The organism is Streptomyces fradiae ATCC 10745 = DSM 40063 (genome assembly GCF_008704425.1).
In the GTDB taxonomy this organism is placed as follows: Bacteria; Actinomycetota; Actinomycetes; order Streptomycetales; family Streptomycetaceae; genus Streptomyces; species Streptomyces fradiae.
Genome location: NZ_CP023696.1, coordinates 1,071,148 through 1,090,864, shown reverse-complemented (window position 1 = coordinate 1,090,864; position 19,717 = coordinate 1,071,148). Strand labels below are relative to the sequence as shown.

Annotated in this window: 14 protein-coding genes; 8 read left to right on the top strand and 6 right to left on the bottom strand. The window is 74.4% G+C overall.

Annotated elements, in window-relative coordinates; translation table 11 throughout:
• The first annotated feature begins 6 nt into the window (after positions 1–6).
• Complete coding sequence (locus CP974_RS04695; RefSeq protein WP_031135072.1) at positions 7–1,059, top strand: LLM class F420-dependent oxidoreductase; 1,053 nt, start codon at positions 7–9, stop codon at positions 1,057–1,059.
• A 404-nt stretch (positions 1,060–1,463) separates the two neighbouring features.
• Positions 1,464–2,249, top strand: coding sequence for a hypothetical protein (locus CP974_RS04690; protein ID WP_031135070.1), 786 nt, complete (start codon positions 1,464–1,466; stop codon positions 2,247–2,249).
• Between the two features lie 238 nt (positions 2,250–2,487).
• On the opposite strand, the gene corA is transcribed toward CP974_RS04690, so the two are convergent.
• Positions 2,488–3,480 carry a magnesium/cobalt transporter CorA gene (gene corA / locus CP974_RS04685; protein WP_031135068.1) on the bottom strand — a complete coding sequence of 331 codons (993 nt, stop codon included), beginning with the start codon at positions 3,478–3,480 and terminating at the stop codon, positions 2,488–2,490.
• A gap of 54 nt (positions 3,481–3,534) precedes the next feature.
• On the opposite strand from corA, the gene CP974_RS04680 reads away from it, so the two are divergent.
• The 4 genes from CP974_RS04680 (at position 3,535) to mshC (ending at position 7,073) form a co-directional block, all read left to right on the top strand.
• Entirely contained in the window at positions 3,535–4,242 is a 708-nt protein-coding gene (locus CP974_RS04680; protein ID WP_031135066.1) for a histidine phosphatase family protein, read from the top strand.
• A gap of 84 nt (positions 4,243–4,326) precedes the next feature.
• On the top strand, positions 4,327–4,917 hold the full coding sequence (locus tag CP974_RS04675; RefSeq protein ID WP_031135064.1) for a DUF3090 domain-containing protein: 591 nt from the start codon (positions 4,327–4,329) through the stop codon (positions 4,915–4,917).
• Positions 4,881–5,714: an SCO1664 family protein gene (locus CP974_RS04670; RefSeq protein WP_031135062.1), complete on the top strand. Its 834-nt coding sequence runs from the start codon at positions 4,881–4,883 to the stop codon at positions 5,712–5,714. The genes CP974_RS04675 and CP974_RS04670 overlap by 37 nt, the downstream gene beginning before the upstream one ends.
• A gap of 129 nt (positions 5,715–5,843) precedes the next feature.
• Positions 5,844–7,073, top strand: coding sequence for a cysteine--1-D-myo-inosityl 2-amino-2-deoxy-alpha-D-glucopyranoside ligase (mshC, locus tag CP974_RS04665; RefSeq protein WP_031135060.1), 1,230 nt, complete (start codon positions 5,844–5,846; stop codon positions 7,071–7,073).
• A gap of 320 nt (positions 7,074–7,393) precedes the next feature.
• Here mshC and CP974_RS04660 read toward each other — a convergent pair whose 3' ends face one another.
• From CP974_RS04660 to CP974_RS04640, 5 genes are all read right to left on the bottom strand, one after another.
• Positions 7,394–8,638: a PAC2 family protein gene (locus CP974_RS04660; protein ID WP_078915875.1), complete on the bottom strand. Its 1,245-nt coding sequence runs from the start codon at positions 8,636–8,638 to the stop codon at positions 7,394–7,396.
• 285 nt (positions 8,639–8,923) lie between these two features.
• The gene (locus CP974_RS04655; RefSeq protein ID WP_031136052.1) at positions 8,924–10,534 is read right to left on the bottom strand and encodes a glycerol-3-phosphate dehydrogenase/oxidase; all 1,611 of its coding nucleotides are present in this window, start codon (positions 10,532–10,534) and stop codon (positions 8,924–8,926) included.
• A 15-nt stretch (positions 10,535–10,549) separates the two neighbouring features.
• The gene (gene glpK / locus CP974_RS04650; protein WP_031136053.1) at positions 10,550–12,082 is read right to left on the bottom strand and encodes a glycerol kinase GlpK; all 1,533 of its coding nucleotides are present in this window, start codon (positions 12,080–12,082) and stop codon (positions 10,550–10,552) included.
• Positions 12,083–12,129: 47 nt separating this feature from the next.
• A complete protein-coding gene (locus CP974_RS04645; RefSeq protein WP_031136055.1) occupies positions 12,130–12,891 on the bottom strand; it encodes an MIP/aquaporin family protein in 762 nt (253 codons plus the stop codon).
• A gap of 584 nt (positions 12,892–13,475) precedes the next feature.
• Complete coding sequence (locus CP974_RS04640) at positions 13,476–14,240, bottom strand: IclR family transcriptional regulator (RefSeq protein WP_031136295.1); 765 nt, start codon at positions 14,238–14,240, stop codon at positions 13,476–13,478.
• 241 nt (positions 14,241–14,481) lie between these two features.
• On the opposite strand from CP974_RS04640, the gene metH reads away from it, so the two are divergent.
• A complete protein-coding gene (metH, locus tag CP974_RS04635) occupies positions 14,482–18,006 on the top strand; it encodes a methionine synthase (protein ID WP_031136297.1) in 3,525 nt (1,174 codons plus the stop codon).
• 573 nt (positions 18,007–18,579) lie between these two features.
• Entirely contained in the window at positions 18,580–19,281 is a 702-nt protein-coding gene (locus CP974_RS04630) for an HAD family hydrolase (protein WP_031129445.1), read from the top strand.
• The last annotated feature ends 436 nt before the right edge of the window (positions 19,282–19,717 follow it).

Here is a 19,717-nt window from a genome sequence, read left to right as displayed (position 1 = left end):
ATCGGCATGCGGCTCGGCATCAACCTCGGCTACTGGGGGGCGGGCATGGACGGCGACAACCTCGCCGTCGCCCAGGAGGCGGACCGCCTCGGCTACGACGTGTGCTGGGCCGCCGAGGCGTACGGCTCGGACGCGCCCACCGTCCTCGCCTGGGTCGCCGCCCAGACCGAGAGCATCGACGTCGGCTCCGCGATCATGCAGATCCCGGCGCGCCAGCCGGCCATGACCGCCATGACGGCCGCCACCCTCGACACCCTCTCCGGCGGCCGGTTCCGCCTCGGCCTCGGCGTGTCGGGCCCGCAGGTCTCCGAGGGCTGGTACGGCGTCAGGTTCGACAAGCCGCTCGCCCGGACCCGCGAGTACGTGGAGATCGTCCGCCGGGCCATGTCCCGCGAGCGCCTCACCCACGAGGGCGCGCACTGGACGCTGCCGCTGCCCGGCGGCCCCGGCAAGCCGCTCAAGCTGACCGTCCACCCGCGGCGCGAGCACATCCCGCTCTACATCGCGGCCATCGGCCCGAAGAACCTGGAGCAGACCGGCGAGATCGCCGACGGCGCCCTGCTGATCTTCCCGTCCGCCGCCCACCTGGAGGAGACCGCCCTGAGGCACCTGCGCGCCGGGCGCGAGAAGGCCGGGCTGACCATGGACGGCTTCGACGTGTGCCCCACCGTCCCGCTCGCCGTCGGCGAGGACGTGAACGCCCTCGCGGACACCTTCCGCCCGTACACCGCGCTGTACGTCGGAGGCATGGGCAGCCGCGAGCAGAACTTCTACAACCGGCTCGCCCGGCGCATGGGGTACGAGAAGGAGGCCGCCGAGATCCAGGACCGGTACCTCTCCGGCGACAAGGCGGGCGCCGCCGCCGCCGTGCCGCACCGGCTGATCGACGACACGACGCTGCTCGGCTCCGTCGAGCGGATCGCGGACCGGATGCGGGCGTACGCGGAGGCCGGGGTCACCACGCTCACGCTGGCCCCCGCCGGTTTCACCCTGGAGGAGCGGATCACCGCGCTGCGCGCCGGCACGGAGGCGCTGGAGCGCGCCGGCCTGGCCGACTGACCGCCCCGCGCGGGGCGGTCGGGTCCCCGCCGCGCGGGGCTGGTGCCCGCGCGGCGGTCCTCCGGACAGGTCTGCGGCCGTGGTGGGGGCTCGGGGTCATCCCCGCCACGGCCGTCACGCAGCACAACGCGCCACCCGCCCGACGGTTACGCCCTCCGCCGATGTTCCCGCGCACCACCCCGCGGCTGCCGCCCGCCCGGCCCGCGGAGGCCCGGCCCACCGGGCCCACCGGGCCCACCCGGCCCACCCCGACCGCAGCTGCCGGGGGCCCGTCACCCGCCCTGCCGGGAGCCGCCGCCCGCCCGGGGCCGCCGGCGCCCCCGTTCGGCGCAGCGGCGGCTCTCAGCTGTTGCCGCCCGCCGCGCCGGGACGTTGACTCGTCCCGACACGTGGAGGTGACAGCCATGCTCTCGGCCCGCAGCCTGTTCCAGGAGATCGTCGACAGCGACGAGGCCTACCAGCTGTTCTGTTCGATCGCGGCCAGCGGCGAGGCCCAGGGAGGCTGGGAGAACGGCCGCATCGCCGCGCTCGTCCCGCCCTCCCTGAGCGACCTCGCCCCCAAGATCACCCGGCACGGCGCCGACGAGGACAAGCACGGCCGGATCTTCACCGGGCTGCTCAGGAAGCGCGGGCTCACCCCCGTGCCCGTCCCGCCGGAGACCGACTACACGATGCTCCTGGAGCGCGCCGGCATCGGCCTCGCCCACGACAAGCTGCGCCGGGACGAGCCCCTCACCGAGCACGACATCGTCGTCTACCTCGCGCACAGCCGCGTCACCGAGCAGCGCGCCGCCGAGCAGATGGACCTGCTCGTCCGGCACTTCGGCGGCCACCCGGAGATCGGCAAGGCGGTCCGGCAGATCAGCGAGGACGAGGACAACCACCTCGCGTACTGCCACGAGGAGCTGCTGCGCCTCGCCCGCGCCGGACACGGCCGCACCATCCAGCGCACCCTGCGCGAGTGCGCCCTCGCCGAGATCGCCGTCCACCGGGACGTGAGCCTCGCCGTCCTGGACCACATGGGCCGCCTCCTGGGGTGGTCCCGTGCCAAGTCGGCCGTCCTCGCGGCCGGCGCCCACGCGGTCTACGCGTACGAGCGGGCGGTCGGCTGGCGGCGCATGGTCCGGCTGGCCGTGCCGGAGCGGCTGGGCGCCCTCGGCGGCCCCGCCGAGACCGCGCCCGTCCTCTGACCGGCGCCGAGGGGCGGGCGCACAGCGTCCGCCCGCCCGTCGGCACGACCCGGAGGGCGGGCCCTGCCCGTCGCGCACGGGTCCGCCACCGGCCCCCGGCCGGTGGCGGACCCGGACCCCGCCGTACCCACCGGCCCCCGGCCGGTGCGCCACCGGACCCCGCCGTACCCACGGGCCCGGCCGATCCGCCGTCCCCCTCGGCAGGACCCGCGGCGCCCCCGCGCCCCGAGGGGCCGCCTCACAGCCAGCCGCGGCGCTTGAACAGCACGTACAGGCCTGCCACCACGGCGGCCATGAGGAGCACCACCGCCGGGTAGCCCCACGCGTAGCCCAGCTCCGGCATGTGGCTGAAGTTCATCCCGTACAGGCCCGCGACCAGGGTCGGGACGGCCGCCATCGCCGCCCACGCGGAGATCTTGCGCATGTCGTCGTTCTGCCGCACGCCCACCTGGGCGAGGTGCGCGGCCAGGATGTCCGTCACCAGCCGGTCCAGGCCCTCCACCTGCTCGACCGCCCGCGTGAGGTGGTCGCCGACGTCCCGGAAGAACGGCCTGGCCCCCTCGTCCACGTACGGCACCCCGGCCGCCGTGAGCCGCTCCACCGGCGCCACCAGCGGGACCGTCGCCCGCCGGAACTCCAGCACCTGCCGCTTGAACCGGTAGATCCGCGACGCCGTGTCCTTGGCGTCGCCCCCGGCCGGCTGGAAGACCTCCGCCTCCAGCTCCTCCAGGTCGAGGTGCAGCTCGCCCGCCACCTCCAGGTAGCGGTCCACCACGGCGTCGGCCACCGCGTACAGCACCGCCGTCGGGCCGTGCCGCAGCACCTCGGGCTCCGCCTCCAGCCGCCGCCGCACCGCCGTCAGCGGCGAGCCCTCGCCGTGCCGGACCGTCACCACGAACGAGTCGCCCATGAACACCATCAGCTCGCCCGTGGTGACCGTGTCGCCCTCCGGCTCGTACACCACCGGCTTCAGGACCAGGAAGAGCGAGTCGTCGTACACCTCCAGCTTCGGCCGCTGGTGGGCCTTGAGCGCGTCCTCCACGGCCAGCGCGTGCAGCCCGAACTCCTCCGACACCCGGTCGAACTCCTCGGCGGTCGGCTCGTGCAGCCCGATCCACACGAACGCGTCGACCGCGTCCCGCGCCTCCCCGAGGGCGGCGGCGACGTCGGCGGGGCCCTGGAGGCGGGCCCCGCCCCGGTAGATGGCACAGTCCACGATCACGGCGCGTATTCTTCCCCGGCCCGGCCGCCCCACTCCCGAGGCCCGCCGCCTACCCTTGCGGGCATGGCGACGTTGATCCTCGTCCGGCACGGCCGGTCCACCGCGAACACCGCCGGCGTCCTCGCCGGCCGCACCCCCGGCGTCACCCTGGACGACCGCGGCGCCGGCCAGGCCGCCGCGCTCCCCGGCCGGCTCGCCGGGGTGCCGCTCGCCCTCGCCGTCACCAGCCCGCTCCAGCGGTGCCGCGAGACGCTCGCCCCGCTCCTGACCGCCCGCCCCGGCCTGGCCCTCCACACCGAGGAGCGGATCAGCGAGTGCGACTACGGGGACTGGTCCGGCCGCAAGCTGGCCGAGCTGGCCGACGAGCCGCTCATGGACGTCGTGCAGCACCACCCGTCCGCCGCCGCCTTCCCCGGCGGCGAGTCCATGCGCGCCATGCAGTCCCGCGCCGTGGACGCCGTACGGGACTGGAACGCCCGCGTCGCCGCCGAGCACGGCGACGACGCCGCGTACGTGATGTGCTCGCACGGCGACATCATCAAGGCGCTCGTCGCCGACGCCCTCGGCCTCCACCTGGACCTGTTCCAGCGCCTCCACGTCGACCCGTGCTCCGTGACGGCCATCCGCTACACCCGCACCCGGCCGTTCCTCGTCCGGCTCGGCGACACCGGCGACTTCGGCGCGCTCGCCCCGCGCGACGGGGCCGGCGGCACGGCCGGCTACGCGGACGGGGGCGCGGCGCAGGTCGGGGGCGGCGCGGGCGCACCGTGATCGCCGCGCACAGTAGGGTTGGACGGGCCGCCGAGGCGGCCGCAGCGCCGGACTCACGATCGAGAAGACCAAGGGAGAGGGAACGTGTCCCGTCAGGTGTTCCTCTATGACCCGCCGGAGCGCTTCGTGGCCGGCACGGTCGGGCTGCCTGGCCGCCGGACGTTCTTCCTCCAGGCGTCCGGCGGCGGCCGCGTCACCAGCGTCGCCCTGGAGAAGACCCAGGTCGCCGCGCTCGCCGAGCGGATGGACGAGCTGCTGGACGAGGTCGTGCGCCGCACCGGGGGCAACGCCCCGGTCCCGGCCGTCGCCCCCGCCGACGTCAGCGACACCGCGCCGCTCGACACCCCCGTCGAGGAGGAGTTCCGCGTCGGCACCATGGCCCTGGCCTGGGACGGCGACGAGCAGCGGCTCGTGGTCGAGGCGCAGGCGCTCGTCGAGCTGGACGCGGACTCCGAGGAGGACCTCGCCGAGGCGGAGGAACGTCTCCTCCAGGACGAGGAGAACGGCCCGCCGATGCTCCGCGTCCGGCTGACCGGCGCCCAGGCGCGGGCCTTCGCCAAGCGCGCCCTCGACGTCGTCAACGCCGGCCGCCCGCCGTGCCCCCTGTGCAGCCTGCCGCTCGACCCGGAAGGACACGTATGTCCGCGCCAGAACGGATACCGCCGCGGGGCCTGACGGCCACCGCCGACGTGCTGGAGCTGCTCACCGAGGGCGAGCTCACCGTGCGCGGCCGGGTGGCCGAGGCGTCCAACGCGGTGCTGCTCTGCTCGGTCGCCCACGAGGGCGCCGAGGCGCGGTGCGTGTACAAGCCCGTCGCGGGGGAGCGGCCCCTGTGGGACTTCCCCGACGGGACGCTCGCCCAGCGGGAGGCCGCCGCGTACGCCGTGTCCGAGGCGACCGGCTGGGGCCTCGTCCCGCCGACCGTCCTGCGGGAGGGCCCCTACGGCCCCGGCATGGTCCAGCTGTGGGTCGACGCCGACCCCGCGGCGCCGCCGCTGCTGACCCTCGTCGACGGCGAGGAGGCAGGCGACGGCTGGCGCCCGGTGGGCCTCGCCGACGTGGGAGGCGGCCGTACGGCGCTGCTGGTGCACGCCGACGACCCGCGGCTGCGGCGGCTCGCCGTGCTCGACGCGGTGATCAACAACGGCGACCGCAAGGGCGGCCACCTGCTGCCCGCCCCGGACGGTCGACTCCAGGCCATCGACCACGGGGTCACCTTCCACGTGGACGACAAGCTGCGCACCCTCTTCTGGGGCTGGGCGGGGGAGCCGCTGCCCGACGAGGCGCTGGAGGCGCTGGCCCGGCTCGACGCGGAGCTGGCGCCCGGCGCCCCGCTCGCCACCCGTGTGGCGGAGCTGGTCACCCCGGCCGAGCTGGACGCCCTGCGGGCCCGTGTCACCGCCCTGCGCACCACGGGCCGCCACCCCGAGCCGTCCGGCACCTGGCCGCCCATCCCCTGGCCGCCGGTGTGACGCCCGGCGGGCCGGGCCCGTCCGGGACCGCCCGCCTGCACATCGCGGCGCCGCGCGCAAGAGTGCGCAACCGGTCATGAACCCGTATCCGGTTCGTATCCGGAACACCCGTCCGGTTACGCTCGATGCATGCATGCCTGGCCCGCTTCTGAGGTCCCCGCCCTGCCCGGCAAGGGCCGCGACCTCCGGATCCACGACACCGCGACCGGTGGACGAGTGACCCTCGACCCCGGCCCCGTCGCCCGTATCTACGTCTGCGGCATCACGCCGTACGACGCGACCCACCTGGGTCACGCGGCGACCTACAACGCGTTCGACCTCGTTCAGCGCGTGTGGCTCGACACCAAGCGGCAGGTGCACTACGTGCAGAACGTGACCGACGTCGACGACCCCCTCCTGGAGCGGGCCGCGCGCGACGGCGTCGACTGGACCGGCCTGGCCGAGCGGGAGACGTCCCTCTTTCGCGAGGACATGACGGCCCTGCGGATGCTGCCGCCCCAGCACTACATCGGCGCCGTCGAGGCGATACCCGGCATCGTCCCGCTGGTCGAGCGGCTGCGCGACATGGGCGCCGCCTACGAGCTCGACGGGGACGTGTACTTCTCCGTCGAGGCCGACCGCCACTTCGGCGAGGTGTCCCACTACGACGCCGGGGTGATGCGGGCCCTGTCCGCCGAGCGGGGCGGCGACCCCGACCGGCCGGGCAAGAAGAACCCGCTCGACCCGATGCTGTGGATGGCCGCCCGCGAGGGCGAGCCGAGCTGGGACGGCGGCACCCTCGGCCCCGGCCGCCCCGGCTGGCACATCGAGTGCGTCGCCATCGCCCTCGACCACCTCGGCATGGGCTTCGACGTCCAGGGCGGCGGCTCCGACCTGATCTTCCCGCACCACGAGATGGGCGCCTCCCACGCCCACGCGCTGACCGGCGAGCACCCCTTCGCCAAGGCGTACGTGCACGCCGGGATGGTCGGCCTGCACGGCGAGAAGATGTCGAAGTCCAAGGGGAACCTGGTCTTCGTCTCCGCGCTGCGCCGCCAGGGCGTCGACCCGGCCGCGATCCGGCTCGCCCTGCTCTCCCACCACTACCGGGCCGACTGGGAGTGGACCGACCAGGTCCTCGCCGACGCCGTGGAGCGGCTCGGCCGCTGGCGCGCCGCCGTCTCCCGCCCCGACGGTCCCCCCGCGGACGCGTTGGTCGAGGAGGTCCGCGAGGCGCTCGCCGACGACCTGGACGCCCCCGCGGCGCTCGCCGCCGTCGACCGCTGGGCCGGCCTCCAGGCCGCCGGGGGCGGCACGGACGAGAGCGCGCCCGGCCTCGTGTCGCGCGCCGTCGACGCCCTGATGGGCGTGGCGCTCTAGACCGGATCACGGCGGCCGCCGAGGGGACCACTCCCCGCGGCGGCCGCCGCATGTTTGCCCCCCGCCCCGCCCCGCCCCGCCCCGCCCGCGCGGCGCCCCTCGCGCGGCCCTTCGCCTCGCGCGGCCGTACGCCGAGCCGCGGCCGCACGCGGCGGGCGTACGCACGCCGGTGCCGCACGAGGTCGCGGGCGGCCGGTCGTGCGCGAGGCGGCCTTCGCAGGCGACCGCGCGGCCGCGGCCCGCGCAGACGGCGGCGGGGCGGCTCCGCCGTGACGGTGCCGCCCCGCAGGGCACCCGGTGACCCCGGGGGTCGCCCGCTCCTACTCGCCCGGGTCCTCGCGGCGGCCGTCCCCGGCGCCGTCACCCGACCCGCCCTCCGCACCGCCGTCGGCACCGCTCTCCGGGCCCCTGCCCGTACCGGTGTCCGTACCGGTGTCCGTACCGGTGTCCACACCCGTACCGGTGTCCGCGCCGGCGGCGCCCGTACCGGTGCCCGGGGAGCCGTCCCGGTCTCCGTCCGCGCCCGCCTCCCGCCGGTCGTCGCCCCGCGCGCCGTCCCGGTCGTCCCGCTCGTCGCGGTCCCGGCCGGCGCCCTCGCCCGCCCGGTCGTCGGTGCCGCGCGCCGGGGGCTTCGGCGGGCGCGTCCGCCCGCCCGAGGGGTCGCGCAGATACGACGCGTCGCCGCTCTCCGTGGCGTGGCCCGTCGCCGGGCCCCCGGCCGGGCCGCCGTCCCGGCGCCGCAGGTACCGCTCGAACTCGCGGGCGATGGCCTCCCCCGACGCCTCGGGCAGCTCGGCCGTGTCCCGCGCCTCCTCCAGCGTCTGCACGTACTCCGCCACCTCGCTGTCCTCGGACGCCAGTTGGTCCACGCCGAGCTGCCAGGCACGGGCGTCCTCGGCCAGTTCGCCGAGCGGGATGCGCAGGTCGATCAGGTCCTCCAGGCGGTTCAGCAGCGCCAGCGTCGCCTTGGGGTTCGGCGGCTGCGACACGTAGTGCGGCACCGCCGCCCACAGGCTGACCGCCGGGACACCGGCGTGCGTGCACGCCTCCTGGAGGATGCCGACGATGCCCGTGGGGCCCTCGTACCGGGTCTCCTCCAGCTCCATCCGCCGCGCCAGGTCCGGGTCGGACGTCACCCCGCTGACCGGGACGGGCCGCGTGTGCGGCGTGTCGCCGAGCAGGGCGCCCAGGATCACCACCATCTCCACGCCCAACTCGTGGGCGAAGCCCAGCAGCTCGTTGCAGAACGAGCGCCAGCGCATCGACGGCTCTATGCCCCGCACCAGCACCAGGTCGCGCGGCTTCTCCCCGCCGACGCGGACCACGGACAGCCGGGTGGTGGGCCAGGTGATCCGGCGCACCCCGCCGTCGAGCCACACCGTGGGGCGGTTGACCTGGAAGTCGTAGTAGTCCTCGGCGTCGAGCGCCGCGAACACCTCGCCCTTCCACTCCCGTTCCAGGTGCGCGACCGCGGTGGAGGCGGCGTCGCCGGCGTCGTTCCAGCCCTCGAACGCGGCCACCATGACCGGGTCGATCAGCTCGGGAACCCCCTCGAGCTCGATCACCCAGGCCTCCTTCCGAAGTTCCGTGCGTACGGACCAACCTTACGGCGTTCGAGCCCCCCGCCCGCAGCCACTTGTCGACGTCCGCATGCTCCTCGCGGCCCCCACACGACTACCCGAGCCGCGCCTCTTGAACACCCCGCGTCCCCCTGGCGCCACCCGCCACCCCGCCCCCGCGGGGCGACCCCCGTGCCACCCGGTCGGCGCCCCGGCGGGCGCGCGGCCCCCACCCCGGGCACGCGCGGAGGGCGGCCCCCCGGGGAGCCGCCCTCGTGAGCGCCGCGCGGGTCAGGAGCGCTCGGCCAGCATGGCCTCGACCCTGCCGCGGATCTCGTCCGTGGCCAGGCCGCGGATGGTCAGCGTCGTACGGCGGCGCAGCACGTCGTCCGCCGTCTCGGCCCACTCGAGGTCGCGGGCGTAGGCCACCTGCGCCCAGATCTCCGGGGCGTCCGGGTGTATGCGCTCGGCCAGCTCCGGGTTCTCGTACGCCATCCGCGCGATGTCGAAGGAGAGCGAGCCGTAGTGCGTGGCGAGGTGGCGGGCGGTGTCGGCGGCCATGCGCGGGCCGGGCGTGCCGCCGTCGACGAGGAGCCGGTGCGCGACCGCGTCGGGGTTGGCGATGCCGGGCAGCGGCAGCTTCCTCGGCAGCCGGGCCATCGGCTCCATGTCGTCGCTGAGCGGCCGTCCGGGGAGGGCGGCCAGCTTGTCCATGACGGTGCGGCCGATGTGGCGGAAGGTCGTCCACTTGCCGCCGGCGACGGAGAGCATGCCGCCCCGGCCCTCCGTGACGACCGTCTCGCGCTTGGCCTTCGCCGTGTCGCCCGGACCGCCGGGCAGCACCCGCAGACCGGCGAACGCGTAGGTGATGAGGTCGCGGTCGAGCTGCTGGTCGCGGATGGAGAAGGCGGCCTCGTCCAGGATCTGGGCGGTGTCCTTCTCGTTGACCGCCACGTCCGCCGGGTCGCCCTCGTACTCCTCGTCGGTGGTGCCGAGGAGCAGCATGTCCTCCCAGGGGAGGGCGAAGGTGATGCGGTACTTGTCGATCGGCGTGGCGAGGGCGGCCTTCCACGGGGAGGTCCGCTTCAGGACGAGGTGGGCGCCCTTCGACAGGCGGATGGAGGGGGCCGCGTTGGGGTCCTCCATCCGGCGCAGGTGGTCCACCCACGGGCCGGTCGCGTTGAGCACGAGCCGGGCGTCGACGCCGAACTCGGTGCCGTCGAGCCGGTCGACGAGGTCGGCGCCGGTGACCCGGCCCCGGGTGAAGCGCAGGCCGGTGACGGCGGCGTGGTTGAGGACGGTGGCGCCGGCGTCGACGGCCGCGCGGACCGTCATCAGCGCCATCCGGGCGTCGTTCATCTGGTCGTCGCCGTAGACGGCGACGGCCTTCAGGTTGTCGGTGCGCAGCTCCGGCACGTCCTGCGCGGCCTTCGCGGGGCTGAGCAGGTGGCCGACGCCGTCGCCGAAGGCGGAGAGCGCCGAGTAGGCGAAGACGCCCGCGCCGAGCTTCGCCGCGCCGTGCGGCCCGCCCTTGTACACCGGGAGGTAGAAGGTGAGCGGGTTCGCCAGGTGGGGGGCGACCTGCCGGGAGACCGCACGGCGCTCGAAGTGGTTCTCCGCCACCAGCTTCACCGCGCCGGTCTGCAGGTAGCGCAGACCGCCGTGGAGGAGCTTGGAGGAGGCGGAGGAGGTGGCGCCGGCGAAGTCGCCGGCGTCCACCAGGGCCACCCGCAGCCCGGACTGGGCGGCGTGCCACGCGGTGGAGATGCCGAGGATGCCGCCGCCGACGACGAGCAGGTCGTACGTCGCCTTGGACAGCAGCTCCCGGGTCTCGGCGCGGCTCGGCAGGGAGCCGGCAGCCGGGCGCGTCCCGAGGGCGGGGACGCTGTGCAGGGTGGTCATGTCGTTCTCTCCTCGTCAGTTCTCTTCTTCGACCCAGCCCATGGAGCGCTCGACGGCCTTGAGCCAGTTCTTGTACTCGCGGTCGCGGGTCTCCGCGTCCATGCGCGGCGTCCACTCGGCGGCGCGCCGCCAGTTGGCCCGCAGCGCGTCGGTGTCGGGCCAGAAGCCGACGGCCAGGCCGGCGGCGTAGGCCGCGCCGAGGCAGGTGGTCTCGGCGACCATGGGGCGCACGACGGGCGCGTCCAGGACGTCCGAGAGGGTCTGCATCAGCAGGTTGTTGGAGGTCATGCCGCCGTCCACCTTCAGGGCGGCCAGCTCGACGCCGGAGTCCTTGGTCATGGCGTCGGTGATCTCGCGGGTCTGCCAGGCGGTCGCCTCCAGCACGGCGCGGGCGATGTGCGCCTTGGTGACGTACCGGGTGAGGCCGGTGATCACGCCGCGGGCGTCGGAGCGCCAGTACGGGGCGAACAGGCCGGAGAAGGCCGGCACGAAGTAGGCGCCGCCGTTGTCCTCGACGGACAGGGCCAGCGTCTCGATCTCGGCCGCGGTGCTGATGAGGCCCATCTGGTCGCGCATCCACTGGACGAGCGAGCCGGTGACGGCGATGGAGCCCTCCAGGGCGTAGACCGGCTTCTCGTCGCCGATCCGGTAGCCCACGGTGGTGAGCAGCCCGCTGTAGGAGTTGATCACCTTGTCGCCGGTGTTCATCAGCATGAAGGTGCCGGTGCCGTACGTGGACTTCGCCTCGCCCTCGGCGAAGCAGGTCTGGCCGAACAGGGCGGCCTGCTGGTCGCCGAGCGCGGAGGCGACCGGGACACCGTCCAGGACGCCGCCCTTGACCTGCCCGTACACCTCGGCGGAGGAGCGGATCTCGGGGAGGAGCGCGGCGGGCACCTCCATGGAGTGGAGGATCTTCTCGTCCCACTGCATGGTGTGCAGGTTCATCAGCATGGTGCGGGAGGCGTTGGTGACGTCGGTCACGTGCCGGCCGCCGTCGGCGCCGCCGGTCAGGTTCCAGATGACCCAGGAGTCCATCGTGCCGAAGAGGATGTCGCCGCGCTCGGCGCGCTCGCGCAGCCCCTCGACGTTGTCGAGCAGCCAGCGGACCTTGGGGCCCGCGAAGTAGGAGGCGAGGGGGAGGCCGGTCTCGCGGCGGAATCGGTCCTGGCCGACGTTGCGGCCCAGCTCCCGGCACAGGGCGTCGGTGCGGGTGTCCTGCCACACGATCGCGTTGTGGACGGGCTCACCGGTGTGCCGGTCCCAGAGCAGCGTCGTCTCGCGCTGGTTGGTGATGCCGATGGCCTTGACGTCGGCGGCGGTGATGCCGGCCTTCTCGATGGCGCCGGCGACGACTTCCTGGACGTTCGTCCAGATCTCGGCGGCGTCGTGCTCGACCCAGCCGGGCTTGGGGAAGATCTGCTCGTGCTCCTTCTGGTCGACGGAGACGATGCGGCCGTCGCGGTCGAAGACGATGCAGCGGCTGGAGGTGGTGCCCTGGTCGATGGCGGCGATGAAGGGGCCGGTGCCGTGGGAGATCGTGGCGGTCATGGGGTGTGCTCCTCGTCAGGTCGGTGGACGGGTCGGGTCGGCTCGGCTCAGCCGGCGAACGCGAGGGAGTAGATACCCGCGGCCGCGGCGGCGCCGACCAGCGGGCCCACGACCGGGATCCAGGCGTACCCCCAGTCGGAGCCCCCCTTGTTCGGCAGGGGGAGCAGGGCGTGCACGATGCGGGGGCCGAGGTCGCGGGCCGGGTTGATCGCGTAGCCGGTCGGTCCGCCCAGCGACAGGCCGATGCCGACGACGACGAGGGCGACGATCAGACCGCCGAGGACGTTCAGGCCCTTGCCGTCGTCGTTGAGGCCCTGCGTGAGCACGGCCAGGACCAGCACGAAGGTGCCGATGATCTCGGTGGCCAGGTTCTGCCAGACGTTGCGGATCTCGGGGCCGGTGGCGAACACGCCCAGGACCGGGCCGGGGCCCTCCACCGCGGGCTTCGCCGCCGCCTCGGGGTCGCGGAGGTGGGCCTGGAACTGCCCGTAGTAGGCCACCCACACCAGGACCGCGCCGATCATGGCGCCGAGGAACTGGCCGGCGAAGTAGACGGGGACGTCGCCCCAGGCGCCGTCCTTCAGGGCGATGCCCACGGTGACCGCGGGGTTCAGATGGGCGCCGGAGAGGGCACCGGTCATGTAGACGGCGGTCATGACCGCGAAGCCCCACCCGAAGGTGATGGCCAGCCAGCCGGCGTCCCGCGCCTTCGAGCGCTTGAGCACGACGGCGGCGACGACGCCTCCGCCGAGGAGGATGAGTACGGCGGTACCGATGGTCTCGCCGATGAAGATGTCGGAGCTGGACACCCGCGACTCCTTTGTCCTTCGTCCAGGGGAAAGGCGAACCCCGGGTCCCTCCGGTGGTCCGTGCCCTCGGGATGAGGGCGGTGCCGGCCTCCTGGCGTTGTCACACTCTAGCGCGTCATTCCGGTAGGTGTTCGACAATGCCGACCGATGGACGGCAGTTTTGCCCTCGGGTGAACAGCGAGTCAAGGGTTGGTGGGCGCGAGACCCGATCGTTACCGCGGGCCCGGCCCGCGGCGGGGCCGCGGGTGCCCCCGGCGCGCCCGGGGCGGCGCCCGCGGCCGCGGGCCGGGCGGCGTCCTCGGCAGCGGCGGCGGAAGCCGTGGCGCGCCCGACCGTGTGTCCCGGCGGCGGTCCCGCGGTGGCGGCGGCGGTGGCGCCCCGGCGGGGTCCGAGGCGGGGGCCGGGTCGGGTCCGCGGCCAAGCGCCGGCCGGGCTCAGGGTGCGCCGAGGCGGGGCCCCGGGGCGGTGTGCGACAGGGCCGGGCGCGGCCGCACCCAGGCGCAGGAGAGGCCCCGCGCCCAGGCGCAGGAAGGGCCCCGCGCGCGCGGCGCGGGGCCCGGTGGGCGGCAAGCGGCGCCCAGGCGTCAGAAGCGCCCCGCGCCCAGGTCCCGCGAGACGGCCCGCGCGCACTCCCGTACCGCCGCGACCAGCTCGGACCGCAGCTCGCCCCGGTCGCAGACCCGCTCCACGGCGCCGGTGATCGCCACCGCGCCCACCGGCATCCGCCGCCGGTCGTGGATGGGCGCCGCCACCGAGGCCACGCCCTCCCAGGTCTCCTCCACGTCGGCCGCCCAGCCGCGCGCCCGCGTCAGGTCCAGCAGCTCCTCGAAGTCCTCCAGCGCCGTGACCGTCCGCGCGGTGAACGCCTTGCGCTCCACCTCCACGGCCTCGCTGTGCGCCACCGGGTCGTACGCGGACAGCACCTTGCCCAGCGCGGTGGAGTGCAGCGGCTGCATCGCGCCGACCTCCAGCACCTGGCGGCTGTCGTCGGGCCGGAAGACGTGGTGGATGACGAGCACCCCGTGCTGGTGCAGCACGCCCAGGTGCACGCTCTCGCCGCTCGACCTGGCCAGGTCGTCGGTCCAGACGAGGGCCCGCGCGCGCAGCTCGTGCACGTCCAGATAGCTGTTGCCGAGCCGGAGCAGCTCCGCCCCCAGCTGGTACCTGCCCGAGGCGGCGTCCTGCTCGACGAACCCCTCCGCCTGCAGTGTGCGGAGGATGCCGTGCGCCGTCCCCTTCGCGAGGCCGAGCGACGACGCGATGTCGGAGAGACCCAGCCGGCGCTCTCCGCCGGCGAGCAGTCGCAGCATCGCCGCCGCCCGTTCAAGCGACTGGATGTTCTTCGCCATCCCCGGCCTGCTCCTTCACTCCGCGGTTCGACAATGCTGAACACTATCGGTCGTTGCCGACCTCCGGCCACATCGTGGAGCGCCGTACGCGCCATGTGGCCGGACTTCGGCCCCCGCCAAGCATGCCGTCCGCCACGTGGGACGACGTGCCCGCCCCGTGAGGAGGGCGGCTAGGCTGACGACGTGCGCCTCCCCCCGGAGACGCAAAGCCGACAGCCGTCGCACCCCAGGGAGCACCTCCATGGCCTCGTTGCCGACCCCGTCCCCCGCGCCCGCCGACAGCGCCGCCGCCCGAGCGGCCGCCCTGCGCGACGCACTCGCCACGCGGGTCGTCGTCGCCGACGGAGCCATGGGCACGATGCTCCAGGCACAGGACCCCACCCTCGCCGACTTCCAGAACCTCGAGGGCTGCAACGAGATCCTCAGCGTCACCCGGCCCGACATCGTCCGCGCGGTCCACGACGCCTACTTCTCCGTCGGTGTCGACTGCGTGGAGACCAACACCTTCGGCGCCAACCACTCCGCGGCGGCCGAGTACGACATCGCGCACCGCGTCCACGAGCTGTCCGAGGCCGGCGCCCGCATCGCCCGCGAGTCCGCCGACGCCCACACCGCCGCCGACGGCCGGCAGCGCTGGGTCCTCGGCTCGATCGGCCCCGGCACCAAGCTGCCCACGCTCGGCCACGCCCCCTACACCACCCTGCGCGACGCCTACCAGAGCAACGCCGAGGGCCTCGTCACCGGCGGCGCCGACGCGCTCATCATCGAGACCACCCAGGACCTCCTCCAGACCAAGGCCGCCGTCCTCGGCGCCCGCCGCGGCCTGACGGCCCTCGGCGCCGACGTGCCGGTCATCGTCTCCGTCACCGTCGAGACCACCGGGACCATGCTCCTCGGCTCCGAGATCGGCGCCGCGCTCACCGCGCTGGAACCGCTCGGCATCGACATGATCGGCCTGAACTGCGCCACCGGCCCCGCCGAGATGAGCGAGCACCTGCGCTACCTCGCCCGCCACGCGCGCGTCCCCCTGTCCTGCATGCCCAACGCCGGCCTGCCCGTCCTCGGCAAGGACGGCGCCCACTACCCGCTGACCGCGCCCGAGCTGGCCGACGCCCAGGAGGCGTTCGTCCGCGACTACGGGCTGTCGCTCGTCGGCGGCTGCTGCGGTACGACCCCGGAGCACCTGCGCCAGGTCGTCGAGCGCGTCCGGGGCCTCACCCCCGCGACCCGCGACCCGCGCCCCGAGCCGGGCGCCGCCTCCCTGTACCAGAGCGTGCCGTTCCGCCAGGACACTTCGTACCTCGCGATCGGCGAGCGGACCAACGCCAACGGCTCCAAGAAGTTCCGCGAGGCCATGCTCGAAGGCCGCTGGGACGACTGCGTGGAGATGGCCCGCGACCAGATCCGCGAGGGCGCCCACATGCTCGACCTCTGCGTCGACTACGTGGGCCGCGACGGCGTCGCCGACATGGAGGAGCTGGCCGGCCGCTTCGCCACCGCCTCCACCCTGCCCATCGTCCTCGACTCCACCGAGGTCGAGGTGCTCCGCGCCGGCCTGGAGAAGCTCGGCGGGCGCGCCGTCCTCAACTCCGTCAACTACGAGGACGGCGACGGCCCCGACTCCCGCTTCGCCAAGGTCACCGCCCTCGCCCGCGAGCACGGCGCCGCGCTCATCGCGCTCACCATCGACGAGGAGGGCCAGGCCCGCACCGCCGAGAAGAAGGTGGAGATCGCCGAGCGGCTCATCGCCGACCTCACCGGCAACTGGGGCATCCGCGAGGAGGACATCCTCGTCGACTGCCTCACCTTCACCATCTGCACCGGCCAGGAGGAGTCCCGCAAGGACGGCGTCGCCACCATCGAGGCCATCCGCGAGCTGAAGCGCCGCCACCCCGCCGTGCAGACCACGCTCGGCCTGTCGAACATCTCCTTCGGCCTCAACCCGGCCGCCCGCATCCTGCTCAACTCCGTCTTCCTGGACGAGTGCGTCAAGGCGGGCCTCGACTCCGCCATCGTCCACGCCTCCAAGATCCTGCCGATCGCCCGCTTCGACGAGGAGCAGGTCACCACCGCCCTCGACCTCATCCACGACCGCCGCCGCGAGGGGTACGACCCGCTGCAGCGGCTCATGCAGCTCTTCGAGGGCGCCACCGCCAAGTCCCTCAAGGCCGGCAAGGCCGAGGAGCTGGCCGCCCTGCCGCTGGAGGAGCGCCTCAAGCGGCGCATCATCGACGGCGAGAAGAACGGGCTCGAAGCCGACCTCGACGAGGCGCTGCGCACCCGCAAGGCCCTCGACATCGTCAACGACACCCTCCTGGACGGCATGAAGGTCGTCGGCGAGCTGTTCGGCTCCGGCCAGATGCAGCTCCCGTTCGTCCTCCAGTCCGCCGAGGTCATGAAGACGGCCGTCGCCCACCTCGAACCGCACATGGAGAAGACGGACGACGACGGCAAGGGCACCATCGTGCTCGCCACCGTCCGCGGCGACGTCCACGACATCGGCAAGAACCTCGTCGACATCATCCTGTCGAACAACGGCTACAACGTCGTCAACCTCGGCATCAAGCAGCCCGTCTCCGCCATCCTCGAAGCCGCCGAGGAGCACAGGGCCGACGTCATCGGCATGTCCGGACTGCTCGTCAAGTCAACCGTGATCATGAAGGAGAACCTGGAGGAGCTCAACCAGCGCGACCTGGCCGCCAAGTACCCGGTCATCCTGGGCGGCGCCGCCCTCACCCGCGCCTACGTCGAGCAGGACCTCCACGAGATCTACCAGGGCGAGGTCCGCTACGCCCGCGACGCCTTCGAGGGCCTGCGGCTCATGGACGCCCTCATCGCCGTCAAGCGCGGCGTGCCCGGCGCCGCCCTCCCGGAGCTGCGCCAGCGCCGCGTCAAGGCCACCCCCGACCTCGCCGTCGAGGAGCGCGAGCCCGAGAGCGGGGTCCGCTCCGACGTGGCCACCGACAACCCGGTACCCGAGCCGCCGTTCCGGGGCACCCGCGTCGTCAAGGGCATCCAGCTCAAGGAGTACGCGGGCTGGCTCGACGAGGGCGCGCTGTTCAAGGGCCAGTGGGGCCTCCGGCAGAACCGGACCGGCGAGGGCCCCTCGTACGAGGAGCTGGTCGAGACCGAGGGCCGCCCCCGGCTGCGGGGCTGGCTGGACCGCCTCCACACGGACAACCTGCTCGAAGCGGCCGTGGTGTACGGCTACTTCCCCTGCGTGTCCAAGGGCGACGACCTGATCATCCTGGACGAGGAGGGCAACGAGCGGACCCGCTTCACCTTCCCGCGCCAGCGCCGCGGCCGCCGCCTCTGCCTGGCGGACTTCTTCCGCCCGGAGGAGTCCGGCGAGACCGACGTGGTCGGCCTCCAGGTCGTCACCGTCGGCTCCCGCATCGGCGAGGAGACCGCGCGGCTGTTCGCCGCCGACGCCTACCGCGACTACCTGGAGCTGCACGGCCTCTCCGTCCAGCTCGCCGAGGCCCTGGCCGAGTACTGGCACGCCCGCGTCCGCGCCGAGCTCGGCTTCGGCGGCGAGGACCCGGCGGACGTGGAGGACATGTTCGCGCTGAAGTACCGGGGCGCGCGCTTCTCGCTGGGCTACGGGGCCTGCCCCGACCTGGAGGACCGGGCCAAGATCGCCGACCTGCTGCGGCCGGAGCGCATCGGCGTCCACCTCTCCGAGGAGTTCCAGCTCCACCCGGAGCAGTCCACGGACGCCATCGTGATCCACCACCCCGAGGCCAAGTACTTCAACGCCCGCTGACCCGCCCGCTCGCCCCAGCCACGGCGCCCCTCCCGGCCGCCCGCCCCGCCCGCCGGGGCGGGCGGCCGGACCCGTCCGGGCCGCGCCTTCCTTCGCGTCCGTCCCGCGCCTTCCCGCCGGCCCCCCCGTGCCCGCCCCGCGGGTCCGCCGCCCCGCAGGGGGCGGGGAGCCGACCGCAGCGCGGAGCCGTGCCACGCCCACCCGCCACCTGCCCTCGCGCAGCGGCCCCGCACGACCGACCGCCCACCGCGCCCGCCCGGCGTCCGTACGGCGCCCGTACGGCGCCCGTACGGTGCCCGTCCGGGCACCGGACGAAGTCCCGGCACCGCCACCGGTGCGGGCCCCGCCGGCACCGCCACCGGGAAGGCGCCCCCCGCCGCCCCGCCCCCCCCGCCGCCCCGCCGCCCCGCCGCTCCGGTGGCCTCCCGGCGCGTCCCGGTGCGCGAGGGGCGTGGCGGCGGGCGCCCGGTCGTACACTGGTCGGTCCAGTACGGGCCGGCCGCGTGGCCCCCGCCGGGGGAGCCCGGCGGGGGAGAGCGGCCGGCCTTCTCGTCCCTCATGGAGGTGTGCCGGATGACCAGTACGGTCCCCGCGTCCCTGACCCGTACGGCCGACGGGTCGGCCCTGCAGGCCGTGTTCCTCGACATGGACGGCACCCTCGTCGACACGGAGGGCTTCTGGTGGGACGTGGAGGTCGCGGTCTTCCGGGACCTCGGGCACGAGCTGGACGAGGCCTGGCGGGACATCGTCGTCGGCGGGCCCATGACCCGCAGCGCCGGCTACCTCATCGAGGCCACGGGCGCCCGCGTCACCCTCCCCGAGCTGACCACCCTCCTCAACGACCGCTTCGAGGAGCGCATCGGCGACGGCGTCCCCCTCATGCCCGGCGCCGCCCGCCTCCTGGCCGAGCTGGCCGAGCACGCCGTGCCCACGGCGCTGGTCTCCGCCTCCCACCGCCGCATCATCGACCGGGTCCTGCACTCCCTGGGCGCCGACCACTTCACCCTCACGGTCGCCGGCGACGAGGTGCCCCGCACCAAGCCGCACCCCGACCCGTACCTGCTCGCCGCCCGGCGGGTCGGCGCCGACCCGGCCCGGTGCGCGGTCGTGGAGGACACCGCCACCGGTGTGGCCGCCGCCGAGGCGGCCGGGTGCCGGGTGGTCGCCGTCCCCTCCCTGGCGCCCATCGCACCGGCGGACGGCCGGGCGGTGGTCGGTTCACTGGAAGACGTCGATCTTCGTTTTCTGCGTTCTCTGATCACCGGAATGGAGTGAGGCGCGCACCCAGCGTGGCCCGTTGAATTCCGGAGAAACTCAGGGCGCCGCGGCGTTTCTATTCCGTGACCTCTCCGCGCCCTTCTTCACGTGACCTTGCTCACGCAGCGTGGTGCCGAAGGGCCGTCCGCAACCGCACACATGCCCGGATCGGGGCGCTTCGGGCGTGGTCATGTGTCCGGATTCTTCAGGTCGTGTACGAAACATTCCGCCGTTACCGAGGGGTACGGTCACGGTCGGAGATCACTTTCTGACGCCCCCTCAACTCCACCCCGGTCAAGGATTAGTGGCGGTGCCACTAATCTTCTCGCCGAGCACCCCGCCGCTCTTTCCCCGGGGCGCGACCGCCACAAAGCCGGCCGCGCGCCACGGGGGCCGATCGCTCGTACCCCGGCCCGATCGCCCCGCCCCACCGGGCGCCCGCGGCGGAGGCTCC